The organism is Bacillus sp. N1(2025), assembly GCF_053470005.1.
Window position 1 is genome coordinate 201,555 of record NZ_JBLTJB010000004.1, and the last position, 15,288, is coordinate 216,842.

The 15,288-nt window shown below is 48.3% G+C and carries 16 protein-coding genes; 2 read left to right on the forward strand and 14 right to left on the reverse strand.

Features of this window, described 5'->3' with window-relative positions; all coding sequences use genetic code 11:
• Positions 1–68: 68 nt before the first annotated feature.
• The gene (locus ACNFN4_RS11395) at positions 69–287 is read left to right on the forward strand and encodes a hypothetical protein (protein ID WP_007409123.1); all 219 of its coding nucleotides are present in this window, start codon (positions 69–71) and stop codon (positions 285–287) included.
• Between the two features lie 28 nt (positions 288–315).
• Here the strand turns inward: ACNFN4_RS11395 and ACNFN4_RS11400 are convergent, their stop codons facing one another.
• The 4 genes from ACNFN4_RS11400 to ACNFN4_RS11415 form a co-directional block, all read right to left on the reverse strand.
• A complete protein-coding gene (locus ACNFN4_RS11400) occupies positions 316–507 on the reverse strand; it encodes a ComZ family protein (RefSeq protein ID WP_003155061.1) in 192 nt (63 codons plus the stop codon).
• A 12-nt stretch (positions 508–519) separates the two neighbouring features.
• Positions 520–1,473: a BMP family ABC transporter substrate-binding protein gene (locus ACNFN4_RS11405; protein ID WP_072177123.1), complete on the reverse strand. Its 954-nt coding sequence runs from the start codon at positions 1,471–1,473 to the stop codon at positions 520–522.
• A gap of 90 nt (positions 1,474–1,563) precedes the next feature.
• Positions 1,564–2,130 carry a hypothetical protein gene (locus tag ACNFN4_RS11410; protein ID WP_110124641.1) on the reverse strand — a complete coding sequence of 189 codons (567 nt, stop codon included), beginning with the start codon at positions 2,128–2,130 and terminating at the stop codon, positions 1,564–1,566.
• A gap of 82 nt (positions 2,131–2,212) precedes the next feature.
• Positions 2,213–2,947: a hypothetical protein gene (locus tag ACNFN4_RS11415; protein WP_179155982.1), complete on the reverse strand. Its 735-nt coding sequence runs from the start codon at positions 2,945–2,947 to the stop codon at positions 2,213–2,215.
• A gap of 260 nt (positions 2,948–3,207) precedes the next feature.
• Here ACNFN4_RS11415 and ACNFN4_RS11420 point away from each other — a divergent pair, with 260 nt between their 5' ends.
• A complete protein-coding gene (locus tag ACNFN4_RS11420) occupies positions 3,208–3,393 on the forward strand; it encodes a YjzD family protein (protein ID WP_007409129.1) in 186 nt (61 codons plus the stop codon).
• A 35-nt stretch (positions 3,394–3,428) separates the two neighbouring features.
• On the opposite strand, the gene ACNFN4_RS11425 is transcribed toward ACNFN4_RS11420, so the two are convergent.
• From ACNFN4_RS11425 to ACNFN4_RS11470, 10 genes are all read right to left on the reverse strand, one after another.
• Positions 3,429–3,608, reverse strand: a complete 180-nt coding sequence (locus ACNFN4_RS11425; protein WP_003155070.1) for a YjzC family protein — start codon at positions 3,606–3,608, stop codon at positions 3,429–3,431.
• 74 nt (positions 3,609–3,682) lie between these two features.
• Complete coding sequence (gene argF, locus ACNFN4_RS11430; protein ID WP_012117275.1) at positions 3,683–4,654, reverse strand: ornithine carbamoyltransferase; 972 nt, start codon at positions 4,652–4,654, stop codon at positions 3,683–3,685.
• Positions 4,642–7,737 (reverse strand): carbamoyl phosphate synthase large subunit, encoded by a 3,096-nt coding sequence (locus tag ACNFN4_RS11435; protein ID WP_448200185.1) that lies wholly within the window; start codon positions 7,735–7,737, stop codon positions 4,642–4,644. The genes argF and ACNFN4_RS11435 overlap by 13 nt, the downstream gene beginning before the upstream one ends.
• On the reverse strand, positions 7,730–8,788 hold the full coding sequence (locus ACNFN4_RS11440) for a carbamoyl phosphate synthase small subunit (protein WP_014417402.1): 1,059 nt from the start codon (positions 8,786–8,788) through the stop codon (positions 7,730–7,732). The genes ACNFN4_RS11435 and ACNFN4_RS11440 overlap by 8 nt, the downstream gene beginning before the upstream one ends.
• A gap of 69 nt (positions 8,789–8,857) precedes the next feature.
• Complete coding sequence (locus ACNFN4_RS11445) at positions 8,858–10,015, reverse strand: acetylornithine transaminase (protein ID WP_029973152.1); 1,158 nt, start codon at positions 10,013–10,015, stop codon at positions 8,858–8,860.
• Positions 10,012–10,788 carry an acetylglutamate kinase gene (argB, locus tag ACNFN4_RS11450; RefSeq protein WP_410980073.1) on the reverse strand — a complete coding sequence of 259 codons (777 nt, stop codon included), beginning with the start codon at positions 10,786–10,788 and terminating at the stop codon, positions 10,012–10,014. Before argB ends, ACNFN4_RS11445 begins: the two co-directional genes overlap by 4 nt.
• 14 nt (positions 10,789–10,802) lie before the next feature.
• Positions 10,803–12,020, reverse strand: a complete 1,218-nt coding sequence (argJ, locus tag ACNFN4_RS11455) for a bifunctional ornithine acetyltransferase/N-acetylglutamate synthase (RefSeq protein ID WP_410980072.1) — start codon at positions 12,018–12,020, stop codon at positions 10,803–10,805.
• 22 nt (positions 12,021–12,042) lie between these two features.
• Positions 12,043–13,080, reverse strand: a complete 1,038-nt coding sequence (gene argC, locus ACNFN4_RS11460; RefSeq protein WP_014417398.1) for an N-acetyl-gamma-glutamyl-phosphate reductase — start codon at positions 13,078–13,080, stop codon at positions 12,043–12,045.
• Positions 13,081–13,213: 133 nt separating this feature from the next.
• Complete coding sequence (locus ACNFN4_RS11465) at positions 13,214–13,756, reverse strand: MFS transporter (RefSeq protein ID WP_014417397.1); 543 nt, start codon at positions 13,754–13,756, stop codon at positions 13,214–13,216.
• The gene (locus tag ACNFN4_RS11470) at positions 13,753–15,189 is read right to left on the reverse strand and encodes an FAD-binding oxidoreductase (RefSeq protein WP_014417396.1); all 1,437 of its coding nucleotides are present in this window, start codon (positions 15,187–15,189) and stop codon (positions 13,753–13,755) included. Before ACNFN4_RS11470 ends, ACNFN4_RS11465 begins: the two co-directional genes overlap by 4 nt.
• Positions 15,190–15,288 lie beyond the last annotated feature (99 nt).

The window sequence follows — 15,288 nt, forward strand, 5'->3', positions numbered from 1 at the left end:
ATATATTCGTCTAAACTATCGGACGCTGCTCCTCATAGAATAAAAGGAAGACGAAAGGAGGCTTCACTATGGATATTTTCTCCAAAATGATGTTCGGCGATTCCAGAGACCGGGATAAAGAACCGGAAGAAAACCCGGAGCAGCCTCAGGCTGAAAACGAAGAAGAGATCGATTACAACCACGTGATGAATCAGCTGGGGTCCATCATGAACTCTCTGGATCAATTAAAGCCCGTATTTAAAGACTTCGCGCCGATGGTGTCCGCTATAAAGAAAAAAATCATGTGAAAAGCCACTTCATGAAAAGTGGCTCTCTTTATTTATTCAGCTCCCCGGCATCAGATCTGCCAAGCTCATACGCTTCCGCCATGACCGATGTAAACAGGTCCATAAACGGCTGAATCATTTCCATAGACAGATCTATGCCGGATTTCTCAAGCTCCGCCTTTGCTTCCGGCAGGTATTTCATTGCGATCTGCATAAATTCAAGAGACTTTTCATGCTGCATGTGTATCCACCTCTATTCATTTGACGGCAGTTCATTTGTTCGGTTATACGTTTTGACAAGGTCTGAGATTTTGTCTTGAAATGCTTTGTCCACCAGAGGGCTGAACGTCCCCATTTCAACGACTCCTTCCCTGAAATCAAAGTTGTGATCTCCGCTCTTGAGCGTACCTTTATTATATTGCTCGGCAATTAATGTATAGGCTTTATCTACGTTTTGCACCGTGCTTGTCAGCACCGTGTTTTTGCCGAGATTCGATTGCTCGGCGACATAGCCGATGGCGTAAAGCCCGTCTTTTTTGATTTGCTGAATGACAGGAACATTATACCCGTCTCCGGCCGGATATACAACATCCGTGCCTTCCGCTTTTAACTTCTCGTAAAGATGCAGCGCTTCATTGCCGTTATCCCAGTGGTCCGTAAATTCAGTATTGACGGTGATATCGGGCTTTTCATATTTCGCCCCTTTGATAAAGCCGTCTACTTCAGGCTGCCACAAAAAGGAGGCGATGACACCTACCTCATTGGTTTTTGACATATGGGCGGCCGTCATTCCCCCGAAAAAGCCCATTGCTTCTCCCATAAGGTGAACGCTTGTGACATTATCGCTTTTCGCCGTTCCGTTTGCGACGACGAATTCCATGTCGGGATAATCCTTGCTGATCATATTGAAGATTTCCTCGTATTCATTTCCGTGCCCGTATAAAAGATTGACTCCTTTTTTATGAAAATCATCTATCGCTTTTAAAATATCTTCATCGGATCTGATATTTTCTTTATAATAAACGTCAACGTTAAATTCAGATTGTATCGCTAATAAACCTTTGTAACCTTTTGTGCCCCATACCAAGTCACTGATGGTATCGGGAAAAAGCATTCCGACCTTCTCAATTTTTCCTTTAAACGGAGTTTGTGCGCATCCGCTCAATAAAAGGAGGACAGAAAAGGTCATGACAAGCCTGGTGATCAAGCCATGTTCAACCCCTTTTCAAACTCATAACATGTATAAATTGATATACGTTTATTGTAGCGGTAATGCACATAACATGGAAGGTATTTCTTAAAAAATGTCGAATATTGATGATAATTGTCTTTTCCACTCTTTAATTTTTTCTTCCGCTTCCGTTTTTTGTGTTTTTTCTTTTATTTCCAGGGTAATAATCTGATTTTCGTCTTCTGTGCCGTCAGCCTCAAGCTGATTCATCAGCCCGCAGACTGCGTCTTCTAAAAAGATCCTGCTTTCGCCATCTTCTTTTGCTTCTGTCCACGGACCGTAGAGGGGAGGAAGGATAATCGCTTTTGCCGTATCCCGCTGACCGTTTTTTTCCCAGTCTCCGTGATCCTCACTGTAAACAATCCAATATAAAGGCTCAGCCCTTTCTTCAGGCAGACACCCGCTCCCGTATTGGACGCAGATACGATCGTATTCCTTTTCACCGATTTCATCTATTATTTGAAAAAGCCCGTTTCTCGCGAGCCACATTAATCGTTCTTCTAAATACAGCTGCCTCGTTTTGTCCTCCGGTTCTGCCAAAATGACATCAACATGCACACCCTCATCCATCAACCGTTCGCACAATGAAAGGCCGAGAAATTCATCTGCTCCAATGATCAGCGCTGTCTTCATCACATCTGCCGCCTTTCCGGTTTTTCATTCACACACAAGCCAAACAGCCCTCTGAAAAGAGATGGCTGTTGTATTCTATTCATTACAGGTCTTTTTCATGACTGCGGAAAAACCGGCAGATGGCTCTGTACATACGCGCAGGGTTTTCAAGCAGGTGATACGTGATATCAGTCTTGCTTCCGGTCTTTTCCCGGGCTTCTTTATACGCGTTCGCATGCAGGGTGTACGGGTACGGCGCTCCGGTCGTTCTTTGCCATATATGTACCGGCGCGCGGGTGCGGCAGCCGGTAATGGTCTGATAGCTCAGTGAGCTTGCCTCTTTTTCAGAAACACCGAAACTTTGTGCCGTTTCCCTCAGAAACTGCTTATAAAAAAACTTATTTTCTTTCTCTGATTCAAAATGGGCTTGAAGATCAAGACAAGGATCTAACATTGCGGCTGAACGGATATGCTCCGGTGAAGACTGCAGCAATTGATCGGCGATGAGGGCGCCCATGCCTTCTGCGAGCAAGTGTATTTTCGGATTGAGGGTTTCTTGTTTCAGCACATAATGAATCAGCTGTCTGGCGTAAAGGGCGGCTTTTTCCGAACCCCAATGCCGTCCGTATAAATTGCTGTTGAAAATGGTGTACCCTCTGTCAAGCATCGTATTTAACAGCTGGTTTCTCCCTTCATGTTCGAGCCAAAAGCTTGAGTCCCGGCTGACAAAGTGGGTTCTGTCCCCCAGAATAAAGATACAGAAGCCGTTCGGCCGATACGGCAGATGGATGACGTTCAGCTCAGATCCGAATTGGAAGAATCTTTCCGTTATCCCCATGCCTGCCCGCCTCCTTTTACTCCTAATCTCTCTATTGGCTATCATATGTAAGAAGAATGAAAACGGATCGGATAAACTCCTATTTGCTGCTATGTTTTGGCTATTATCCCGAGCACGGGAACCGAATTTTCCGTCAGACGGCCGGACAGGCGGGCACATGTCAGGTTCAGGCGTGCTTTTTGATGAGAAAATGACCTTCCGCCCGCGCTTTATGTATGGTATGATACAACGTAGAATAAAATGAAGGACGAGGTGGAAACGTGCGGTTTATTATCGGTTTTATTTGGACGTTCCTTTTAACACATATGGCCTGTTATTTGGTCGCCTCCATGAACAGCGCGGCGTACAATTTCAAGCAATCATCCGTTATTGCCGTAGTTATTGCAGTGCTTGTCTTTGTTCTTGCGGAGATCATGCCTGTCAAACAGGATGCAAGCCAGCATTAAATAAAAAACCTGCTATTCAGCAGGTTTTTTTGTGTTCACGGTTTTCGTTGATACGTCCACAATCTGTTGTGGTTTGAAGTTTCAGGGAACATTTCTCCCACTGTGAGCTTGATTTTCTGCGGATTTTTGACCATGCTTCCCGTTTCGCCGATTTCAACGTACACACCGTTATTCGGCGCTTTTTGTCCCGGGCGGAATTGATGCTGCTGTCCCACGTCATTTCCTCCTTTTTCTTTTTTATGTAGTATGTGCTTGTATGCGGAGAAATATCAAAAACCGCTGATGAGATTCAGCGGTTTTTTTGTTCATCCTGTTTGTAAAGAAGAGCTTTCAGGAGCGCTTTTTGCGCGTGAAGCCGGTTTTCCGCCTGCTGGAATACCGCAGAGTTCGGGCCGTCGATAATCTCGGACGTGACCTCTTCCTCCCGATGCGCGGGCAGGCAATGCAAAAATGTATAGTCAGGTTTGGCGAGACTGACGAGTGAGGCGTTGACTTGATACGGGGCAAACACATTCAGCCGCTGCTGCGTCTCTTCCTCCTGCCCCATGCTCGTGAAGACGTCGGAGTAAATCACGTCTGCATCCCGCACCGCTTCCTGCGGATTTTCGGTAAGGGTGATTTTCGCTCCGGAAACAGCCGCCGCTTCTTTCGCGGCATTCACCGCCTCTTCCTCTACTTCATAGCCTTTCGGCGAAGCAATCGCAATGTCACAGCCCATTTTTGCGCAGCCGATCATTAGTGAATGCGCTACATTATTTCCGTCACCGATATAGGCGGCTTTTACTCCTTTCAGTTTTCCTTTTATTTCTTGTATCGTTAACAGATCCGCGAGTGCCTGACACGGGTGATACCGGTCGGTCAGCCCGTTTATGACGGGAATATCAGCATGCTCAGCAAGCTCTTCGACTTTTTCATGTTCAAAGGTGCGGATCATTATGGCATCAACGAATCCGGACAGCACCTTCGCCGTATCCGCGACCGTCTCCCCCCGCCCAAGCTGCAGGTCGCTGCTTGAAAGAAATAGTCCCGTTCCCCCGAGCTGGGCCATTCCCGCTTCAAAAGACACACGTGTGCGGGTTGAAGATTTTTCAAAAATCATCGCCAATGTTTTCCCTTGGAAAATCGGCTGTATCGGATGTTGTTTTAATAATGAAGCTTCTGTCAAAAGCGCATTGATGTCTGACGGGCTGACATCTTTTAAGGAAAGAAAATCTTTGCCGTACAAATGGGTTAATGTGTGTTCCGCTTTTATTGTGTGCATGATGCCACTTCCTTTTGATAAAGATCTTTGAGCGATACAGGCTGAGGTTTGCCAGAGCCGCTTGCTAAAAATGCCTTTACGGTTTCCGGTTCAGTAAAGACCGTCACGCCGTGCGTCATGGCTTCGATCCGTTGTTTACGCGCTTCTTCAGAGTGATTGAAATTGATATGGACCGCTTTATCCTTTCGCTCTGCCCATGCCGGGAACGCATCTTTGCATACCGTAAATCCCGCCTCTTGAGCCTGACGTTCCAATTCCGCATCACAGCCTTCCAGATAGATGCTGCCTTTTTTCTCCCAGACGTGCGCATAGATTTTTTTCAGGGCGCTTTCTGCGTCAAACGCGACACACATGCCTTCTCCGGTCGACTTCATTTCCGGCCCGGGCTTTACGTCCACATCCTGAATGGCGTGCGAAGAAAAAACCGGGAATTTCACTGCCGTTCCGTGCTGATTTTGAACCTCGGGCTTGAGGTCTTTAAGGGAAGCGCCGGCCAGCAATCTGGCGGCAAGCGGGATCATCGGCACCCCCATCACCTTAGACACGACAGGAACTGTGCGGCTTGCCCGCGGGTTCACTTCAAGAACGAGAATATCTCCTTTGTCATCAATGACAAACTGAATGTTCATGATGCCTTTAAAAGCCAGTTTTACCGCGATTTTTTCTGCGGCCTCTTTTATATTACGCTGCATATCAGGTGTGACAGACGGACCCGGAAGAATCGCAAAACTGTCGCCCGAATGGACGCCGGCGCGTTCAATATGCTCTGTGTAAGTCGGCACGAATACTTCATGTCCGTCGGAAATCAGATCGATCTCCAATTCTTTTCCTGTAATGTACTGATCGATCAAAATCGGATACGGCATGCCCGCTTCATTTTCCAGCAGTTCTGACATTTGCGCTTCTGAATCAACGATGATCATGCCCATCCCACCGATGACATAAGACGGACGGATCAGCACGGGGTAGCCGATTCGGCTTGCTTTTTCCGTTGCTTCTTCTTTTGAATAAGCGGTTTCGCCTTTGGCATGTTTCAGGCCAAGGTCATCAAGCAGCTGATAAAACAGATCCCGATCCTCCAGCGCATCAAGGGTTTCAAAGGATGTTCCGAGCAGCGGAATGCCCGCTTTTTCCAGCGGTTCAGCGGCATTGATCGCGGTCTGCCCCCCAAATTGGACGATGGCAAAATCAATGTTTTCATGTTCCGCCACGTTCAAAATATGTTCTGTCGTCAGCGGTTCAAAATAAAGCCGGTCGGCGATTTCATAATCCGTGCTTACTGTTTCCGGATTGTTATTGATCATAATCGTTTCATACCCCAGCTTTTGCAGGGTCAGAACGCCGTGGACGGCGCTGTAATCAAATTCCACTCCCTGACCGATGCGGATCGGGCCGGAGCCGATGATGAGGGCGCGTTTTTTCTCTTTTCGGCTGATATCTCCGTCGCTTTCCCCGAGGTAGGTGGAGTAGAAATAATTCGTCTTGGCATCAAATTCAGCGGCGCATGTATCTACGATTTTAAACGACGGGACGATGCCTGATTTCTTTCTGAGAGCACGGATGTCTTCTTCCGTTTTTCCCGTGAGAGATGCGATCATGACATCCGTGAAGCCCTTTACCTTCGCCTGCTTTAAAAGCGGGACAGACAGATGATCCCCTTCTTCCATCAGCTTGTTTTCCAATGTGATGATATTTCGGAATACATGGAGAAAAAACGGATCAATTTTCGTTTTGGCATGGATGTCTTCTATCGTTTCACCGCGGCTTAACAGTTCCATGACGACGAAAAATCTCCGGTCATCCGGCGTTACCGCTAATTCCCACAGCTGATTGATCGTACAGCCGCCGAGTTCAGGCAGGCGGGTGCCGATCGTTTTCAGCTCAAGGGAGGCCGCCGCTTTTTGAATGGCCGCTTCCATATTTCTTTCGATCGCCATGACCTCTCCCGTCGCTTTCATCTTCGTTCCGAGCGTGCGATCGGCATGTTTAAACTTATCAAACGGCCAGCGCGGGAATTTGACGATGACATAATCAAGCGCCGGTTCAAAGCTTGCATAAGTAGAGCCCGTCAGCGGATTTTTCAGTTCGTCGAGCGTATAGCCGACGGCAAGTTTCGCCGCCATTTTGGCAATCGGGTAGCCGGTCGCTTTTGACGCGAGGGCCGATGAACGGCTGACACGCGGGTTCACTTCAATGACATAGTACTGTTTGCTGAACGGATCCAGCGCAAATTGAATGTTGCAGCCGCCGACCACATCCAGCGCCGAAATAATCGCCAGGCTTGCTGAACGCAGCATCTGATATTCTTCATCCGTTAACGTCTGGGACGGTGCGACGACGATGGAGTCTCCTGTATGCACGCCGACGGGATCGATGTTTTCCATATTGCAGACGGTGATGCATGTATGATTGCTGTCGCGCATGACCTCATATTCGATTTCTTTAAAACCGGCGATGCTTTTTTCGACGAGGCATTGGCTGATCGGGCTTGCTAACAGCGCCTGTTTAATAAGCGTCTGAAATGCTTCTTTCGTTTTCGCGATTCCGCCTCCCTTTCCGCCTAACGTGTACGCCGGTCTCAGAATGACCGGAAATCCGATAGACTCAGCGAAACGGAGGGCGTCTTCTTCGTTGTCGACGATTTCGCTTTCCGGAACGGGCTGATCGAGCTCTTTCATCAGGGCGCGGAACTGCTCCCGGTCTTCGCCTTTTTGAATGGTTTCCACCGATGTTCCCAAAAGCTTGACGTGATGCTTCTTCAGCACGCCTGCTTCTTCAAGCTTAACGGCTAAATTCAATGCCGTCTGGCCCCCCAAATTGGCAAGCAGACCGTCCGGTTTTTCTTTTTCAATAATGGCCTCGATGCTGTCGGTTGTGAGCGGTTCAAAATATATTTCATCGGCAAACGCCTCATCCGTCATAATCGTTGCCGGGTTGTTGTTGACTAGAATAACGCGGTATCCTTCTTCTTTCAGAGCCATGCAGCCCTGCGTTCCTGAATAATCAAATTCTGCCGCCTGGCCGATGATGATGGGGCCGGAGCCGATGACTAATATGCTGGAAATGGTTGTATCTTTAGGCATGAGCGATTTCTCTCCTTGCTGGTATCACTTTCTCTAGAAATTCATCAAATATCCACTCGCTCTCAGCCGGTCCGGGGTGAGCTTCAGGGTGGAACTGGACGCTTAATACGGGAAGGCGCTTATGAATGAGCCCTTCCACTGATGTATCATTGACATGATGAAATCTGATGGACAGCTCGTTCTCGTCAATTGATGCTTCATCAACGACATAGCTGTGGTTCTGGCTTGTCATAAACACCCGTTTCGTTTTCCGGTCAATGACGGGATGATTGGCACCCCTGTGGCCGAACGGCAGCTTATACGTATTTCCTCCGAAAGCCAGGGCAATCAGCTGATGCCCGAGGCAAATGCCGAGTGCGGGGAAAGCCTTCAGTAAAGCCTTAATCCGGTTCATGTACGGCGCAATCGCTTTCGGGTCGCCCGGGCCGTTTGAGAGCACGATTCCGTCAGGCTGAATGTCATAAACGGCGTTCATCTGCTGATACGGAATGACCGTTACTTTACAGCCGCGCTTTACAAGTGACGAGGCGATTGATTTTTTATAACCGAAATCAATCAGCGCAATATGCCGGTCTCCGTTTCCCATTGACGTGATGTCTTCAGACTGCGCCAGCTCCGCCGGGTTTTCTGTTCCGGATGCTGCGGGAATCTCTCCTGTTGTTGACACGGCAGCGTTCATCGTGCCGCCGGAGCGGATGGTTTTGACGACGGCCCGTGTGTCCACTTCGGTTAAGAGCGGGATGTTCCATTTATTTAAATACTCTCTCAAGCTTGAAACTGCTTCATGGTGAGAAAAATGTTCACACGCTTCATAGACGGCAACAGCCTTGACTTGAGGAATCTTACTTTCGAGGTCTTTTTCATTAATTCCGTAGTTTCCGATCAGAGGATACGTAAAGACGACGATCTGACCCTTATATGACGGGTCAGTAAGCACTTCCTGATAGCCCGTCATTCCGGTGAAAAAAACCGCTTCGCCAACACAGCGGGCCTCTTTTTCAAGTTCACCGCCGAATGATGTTCCGTCTTCCAATACTAAATAGCCTTTCATCTAAAGCCCACCTCTTGATGAATAATTAATTAAAAACATGAATTTTTATACCCTTATATCGAAAAAAAATTACCGTTTCACTGCCGAATGCGCTTCGATCGCTGCTTTCAGCATACTGACGGCCGACAGCATTTCTTCTTCAGAAACTGTAAGCGGCGGCAGCAGCCTAATGACATTCGGTCCGGCCGGAAGCACGAGAAGTCCGCGTTCCTGCAAATCTCCGATAATGCCGGACACGGGACCTGCGCATTCAATGCCGATTAATAACCCTTTTCCGCGGATTTCTTTTACAAAAGGCCCTGTCAGTTCACGGTTCAGCTGCGCTTTTAAAAAAGAGCCTTTGTCTGCCGCCGCCTGGAGAAAGTCCGGCTGAAACACAATGTCCAAGGTTGCTTTCACAGCTGCCATGGCAAGCTTATTGCCGCCGAAAGTCGTACCATGCGTACCCGGCGTAAAGGCGTCTCCAAGCTTCTTTTTGCCGATCACGGCTCCGACGGGAAAACCGTTTCCAAGCCCTTTCGCAGCAGTGATGATGTCCGGAGAGATGCCGAAATGCTCATAGCCGAATGCCTTGCCCGTCCGGCCGATTCCGGTTTGAATCTCGTCTGCGATAAGCAGCGCCTGTTTGTCTTTGCAAAATGTCTGTAAGGCTTCGATGAATTCCGGATCGGCGGGATTGACTCCCCCTTCTCCCTGCACCGTCTCAAGCATGACGGCGGCGATATCATCCTCTTTTGAAAGCGTGCTGAATGCCGACGGATCATTAAACGGAAGATAGTGAAAGCCTTGGAGCATCGGTCCGAAACCGGTCTTGATTTTGTCTTGTCCGGTGGCGGCCATCCCCGCATAGGTCCGTCCGTGAAAGGATTGATGGAATGTTACGATTTTTGTCTTTCCCGTTGCTTTACGGGCAAGTTTAATGGCGCCTTCATTCGCTTCGGCTCCGCTGTTGCAGAAGAAAACGAGATCCCCCTCGCTATGTCCGGCAAGCTTTGCCGCGGCTTTTTCCTGAAGATCATTTTCAAACAGATTGGAAACGTGCCATACGCTGTCAAGCTGTTCTTTCACCGCTTCTGTCACCGCATCATGACAATGGCCGAGATTGGAAACGGCGATGCCCTGAATAAAATCAAGATACGTTTTTCCGTTTTCATCCTCTGCGATTGTCCCTTTCGCTTTTTTAATATCGATAGGCCAGCGGCTGTAGGTTTGAAATAGGCTGCTCATGACACGCTCTCCTTTTCTTTGACGATTTTTGTTCCTCGGAAGACTTGATTGGTGAAAAACGCTCCTTTTCCGTTTACGATCATCACTTCCGCGACATCTTCACTCAGTGCCGATAATGCCGAGTTTACCTTCGGAATCATCCCTCCTGAAATCACGCCGCCATCGATGAGGGCCTGAATCTCTTGCGGCGTCAAAGTATCCAGCCTGTTCTCTCCGTCCATAATTCCTTCGACATCCGTGACATATAAAAGTTTATCGGCGTGTAAGGCTGAAGCGACGGCCGATGCCGCGGCGTCTGCATTGACGTTCAGCGTTTCGAAATCACTTGTCATGGAAAGCGGAGCGATAACGGGAATGATGCCTTCTTTCATTAATGCGTGAATGATTGACGGATCGGTTTTTTGTATTTCGCCGACTTCTCCGTATTTGTCTTGATTAAGGTAAGATGCTTGAAGGAGACCGCCGTCCTTTCCTGATATTCCCGCGGCTTTCAGGCCGTTTTTCGCGAGTTCGGTTACGAAAAATTTATTGATCGTCCCTGACAAGACCATTTCCGCTGTTTCCAGCACCGGTTTGGTCGTTTTCCGCTGTCCATCGACAAATTCCGTTTCAATCTGCAATGTTTTCAGCATTCTTGAAATGTCCGGGCCGCCTCCATGCACGACGGCAAGGTTCCAGCCCGATTGCATAAGCTCTTTTACACTTTGAAAAAAATCGGCGGATAACTCGCGGATTACGCTTCCGCCGCACTTAAAAACGATGGTTTTCTTCATGCCGCTCCCCTTTGTTATGTGCGATAGCTCGCATTGATTTTGATATAATCATAAGTTAAGTCACAGCCCCATGCCCGGCCGCTGCCGGAGCCTTCCTGCAGGCGGACTGCAATCGTAATCTCATCACCTGATAAGTACTCCTTGGCATCAGTTTCCGAAAACGGCTGAGGTTCATTGTGTTTAAACAGACACTGACCGCCGAGGAAAACTTCCACTTGTTCGGCCGTTACGCTTGCCGCACTGTGCCCGATGGCGCCGATGATGCGCCCCCAGTTGGCGTCAGTGCCGTAAACGGCGGTCTTCACAAGGCTTGAGCCGACGATTTTTTTGGCGATAATATTCGCCTCAAGGTTATTTTTCGCGCCTTCGACTCTGGCTTCAATTAATTTCGTCGCTCCTTCACCGTCTCTGGCAATATCTTTGGCAAGATCTTCGCATACAAGCTTTAACCCCTTTTTAAATGCCGGCCAGTCAGGGTGCTGCTCCGTCAGGCAATCATTCCCCGCGCAGCCGTTCGCCATCACAAGCACCATGTCATTCGTCGATGTTTCTCCGTCAACGGTGATTTGGTTAAATGAAACATCCGTAATCTCTCTGAGCGCGTTTTTGAGCGACTGTTCTTCCACGGCCGCGTCCGTTGTGACAAAGCCGAGCATTGTCGCCATGTTGGGGTGGATCATGCCGGAGCCTTTCGCCGCTCCGCCGATCGTGATGATGTCTCCGCCGATCACCAGTTCATAACACGTCTGTTTCGTCACTGTATCCGTCGTCAAAATGGCTTCTTCAAATGCTCCGGACACGGACGGCGCTTGACCGAGCTGTTCAATGCCCGCTTGAATTTTTTTCATATCTAAAAGCTCGCCGATCACCCCGGTTGACGAAACCGCAACAAGCTCCGGCTCAATGCCGAGCTGGCTCGCGAAGCCGTCCCGCATTTCATAGGCGTCCTTTAATCCTTGGTCTCCCGTACAGGCATTGGCAATTGCGCTGTTGACGATAACCGCCTGAAGCACACCCTCTTTTTTCAAGCTGGCTTGCGTCACTTTCAGCGGCGCTGCCTGAAAATGGCTCTGCGTATATACCGCTGCACTGACTGCAGGCGCTTCACTGATAATCGCTCCGAGATCTTTTTTTGAATAGCGCAGACCGCAGTGCACGCCCTTTGCCTCAAACCCTTTCGGCGAGGATACGCCGCCTTTTATTTTCGTGATTTCCTCACTCAGCTGAATCATATTTTTGAATCCCTCTTTCGTTCTATGGATAGACTGGCGTCATCGTAAGTCCCGTTTCTTCCTGCCAGCCATTCATGATATTTAAATTTTGAACCGCCTGCCCCGCGGCGCCTTTCATCAGATTATCTATGACAGAAACGATGGTGGCACGGTTTGTTCTTTCATCCACGGTGACACTGATATCACAAAAATTGCTGCCGTATACCTCTTTCGTCGCCGGAAATTCACCTTCCGGCCTGATTCTGACAAAATATGAATCTTTGTAGAATTCGGAATACAATTCTCTTACCTGTGCAGCAGACATACCCGGGGGAGCCTCCGTATACATCGTCGCCATAATGCCCCTTGTCATCGGCGCCAAATGAGCGGAAAACGTGATCGGGCCTGTTCCGGGCTGCCAAGCCGCTAATTGCTGTTCAATTTCCGGAGTATGCTGATGCTCATTAACCTTATAAATTTTGAAATTATCATTCAGCTCAGAATAATGAGTGCCCATGGATGCTTTTCGGCCGGCGCCGGATACGCCCGTTTTCGCATCAACAATCAGAAATGAATCTTGTAAAAGCTTATTCTTCGCCAGCGGGGCGAGCCCGAGCAGCACAGCCGTCGGAAAACATCCCGGATTGGCAATCAGCTTTGCAGTCTGAATCTCTTCTTTTTGCAGTTCAGCTAAACCGTAAACCGCGCTTTGAATCGTTCCTTTCGGAGCGGCCTTCCGCTTATACCACTTTTCATACACGGCCGGGTTTTGAATCCGCAGATCGCCGGATAGATCAATGACCGGAATGCCCGCCTCCGCCAGCTTGGGCGACCACTCTCCGGAGACGCCGGGCGGCGCGGCTATGAACATGACATCAATTTCGTTTCGGATCGTTTCTATATGAAGCGGCTGAAGTGATTGTGACGCTATATTCCTCAAATGCGGATATGAAGCGGCATATTCTTTCCCTTCGTCGCTCGATGAATATAATATACAATCCTCTGCATAAGGGTGATGGTTAAGAATCCTGACAAGTTCGGCGCCTCCATAACCAGTAGCGCCTATAATACCTATTTTCAACGGGTTCACCTTCTTGGTTTTTGTGAAATTATTTAACATTATAACATGAATAAAAATTAATTCAATTGTATATTTAATATTTTTTCATTCATTTTCCATCTGTTTTCGCTGACAAAAAAACAGGCTGATCGGATCAGCCTGTTTTCTTCAGCATCATCAGCCCGCTTATAAAAAACAGCACGGAGCTGGCGTGAAAAATAATATAAACCGTAAAGAAATCAGCGAGAAACCCGCCGAGAATAATGGCGGCAGCTGAAAATACGGCCGTCCAGAAATGATAGCTGCCGACTTTTTTTCCCCGCTCCCCGCCGTCGGTGTAATCGGCGATCATGATTTTCTCGCCGTGTTTTTGCATCGCGCCGAACAGGCCCAAAAGCACCTGCACAACATAAACCTGGTGCACGCCGGTAATGTGCGGGAGCGTCAGAAGAAGCACCGCCATCCCCCACGAATTCGCCATAAGGAACCAGCGGGGATCCAGTCTTGCCGACAGCCGGCCGAGCAGCGGATGAATCAATGCGCCGCTCAGGCCGAACAAGCCGTATGAGAGACCGAATTGCGTGTAGCTGGAACCGATGTTTTTAATAAATAAAATATAAAACGGAAAGATCAGGCTGCCGGCAAAAAAGACACTGCTCTGTGACAGGATCAGCCATTTTAAATGGTTGTGTTTCATGATTTGTACCTCTGATAAAAATAATTCATAAACAAGTCATCCGGATCATATTTGTGTTTTTTCTGAAAGAACATATCGCTTTTCGGATATGCCTCGCGCATCTGCTCTTTCGTTTGATACAGCATATACGGGAGATAATAACTGCCGCGGTGGCGCAATGCCGTATCCGTCATTTTTCTGACAATCCGCGCCGCACTCGCCTGGCCGTCTTTTGAAAACCCTTCATTGATTAAAAGGACGAGTGAAAACATGTCTTCCTTTGCGTATGACAGATCGGCTTTTTCATTTTTTTGCACGTAGCGGATCGTAATATTTACGAGATTGAGATCTTCATGTGACAGCGTCTTGCGTAAATCATGAATGTACGGCGCAAATTCGCCGACGGGCACGAAGTATTCTTGTAGCACGTCGGTGTTGTCCGTGTTTTCATATTCCAAAAATTTCGACTCTGACCGCATGACATTGTTCCTGGAGACTTTCACGCCGTTTTGGGTGAGAAAATAAGACTGCTGGGTTGACCAGAACCAATTTCTGCCCCAGTCATACCGGCGGGAGAGGCCGAGCGCGAATTTCGTCAGCGCCGGATGCTCATCTTCTTTCAGTTCATTGTGCTGCTTTAATTCTTTCTGATTGTCTGAGAGCGTGTAATCAGTCACATACATGTCATGCAAAAAGCCTTTATCCCCTGTTGCGATCCGTGCGAGATGCATGCGCACGGCGGGGTTGCGCTGAACATGCTGCGTAAAATATTCACTGTATGTATCAGCGTTCATGCGTTTCGTTTTCATTTCATAAAGTTCATCATCCGTCAGCTCAATATCCGCGTCAAGGATGACGCCGAACAGGCCGTAGCCGCCGATGACGGCTGAAAACAGGTCATCTTTCGGAGTAACGGTGATGATTGTGCCGTCCGCCTTTAAAAGATGAAACGATTTGACCGTATCAATCAGCGAACCGTATCGGATATCCCGGCCGTGGGCGTTGGCGCTCAGTGAGCCGCCGATCGTAAAAATGTTTTGCGATTGCATGACTTTTACCGCGAGCCCGTACGGATTGACATAGCGCTGAATATCATTCCACGTCGCTCCCGCCTGCACTCTGATGATTTTTTTCTTTCGGTCGAGACCGAGTATTTTGTTGTAGCCCGTCATGTCGAGAACGATACCGTCTTCATAATACGTCTGGCCGCCCATTGAGTGCTGGGCGCCTGCGATTGAGATCTTCAGATGCTTTCTCTTTGCTTCCTTAATGGTTTCGATCAATGTTTCTTTCTCTTTTCCTTTGACCGTCTGCTTAATTTTCACGGGCATGAGACGGCTGACATCCGTCATTGTCCCTGCCTGCTGCTCCGGCTCTTTGTGAAAAGCGGAAACAGCGAACAGCGCCGTATAAACAAGAATGCTAAGGATAATGAGAAGTAATTTTTTCTTCATGGGTTCCTCCCTCGCATGCAGCCGGTCTATTATATCATGCCTTACGTCCGTTTTTTTCCTTTTTAATCCGATACCGGAAAACACACGGCATAAAAAATA

Excerpts from the sequence above, each read along its gene's own strand:
- ACNFN4_RS11395 (WP_007409123.1), top strand. The coding sequence starts at position 69 with ATGGATATTTTCTCCAAAATGATGTTCGGCGATTCCAGAGACCGGGAT.
- ACNFN4_RS11400 (WP_003155061.1), bottom strand. The coding sequence starts at position 507 with ATGCAGCATGAAAAGTCTCTTGAATTTATGCAGATCGCAATGAAATAC.
- ACNFN4_RS11410 (WP_110124641.1), bottom strand. The coding sequence starts at position 2,130 with ATGAAGACAGCGCTGATCATTGGAGCAGATGAATTTCTCGGCCTTTCA.
- ACNFN4_RS11415 (WP_179155982.1), bottom strand. The coding sequence starts at position 2,947 with ATGGGGATAACGGAAAGATTCTTCCAATTCGGATCTGAGCTGAACGTC.
- argF (WP_012117275.1), bottom strand. The coding sequence starts at position 4,654 with ATGCACACAATAAAAGCGGAACACACATTAACCCATTTGTACGGCAAA.
- ACNFN4_RS11435 (WP_448200185.1), bottom strand. The coding sequence starts at position 7,737 with ATGCCTAAAGATACAACCATTTCCAGCATATTAGTCATCGGCTCCGGC.
- ACNFN4_RS11440 (WP_014417402.1), bottom strand. The coding sequence starts at position 8,788 with ATGAAAGGCTATTTAGTATTGGAAGACGGAACATCATTCGGCGGTGAA.
- ACNFN4_RS11445 (WP_029973152.1), bottom strand. The coding sequence starts at position 10,015 with ATGAGCAGCCTATTTCAAACCTACAGCCGCTGGCCTATCGATATTAAA.
- argB (WP_410980073.1), bottom strand. The coding sequence starts at position 10,788 with ATGAAGAAAACCATCGTTTTTAAGTGCGGCGGAAGCGTAATCCGCGAG.
- argJ (WP_410980072.1), bottom strand. The coding sequence starts at position 12,020 with ATGATTCAGCTGAGTGAGGAAATCACGAAAATAAAAGGCGGCGTATCC.
- ACNFN4_RS11465 (WP_014417397.1), bottom strand. The coding sequence starts at position 13,756 with ATGAAACACAACCATTTAAAATGGCTGATCCTGTCACAGAGCAGTGTC.
- ACNFN4_RS11470 (WP_014417396.1), bottom strand. The coding sequence starts at position 15,189 with ATGAAGAAAAAATTACTTCTCATTATCCTTAGCATTCTTGTTTATACG.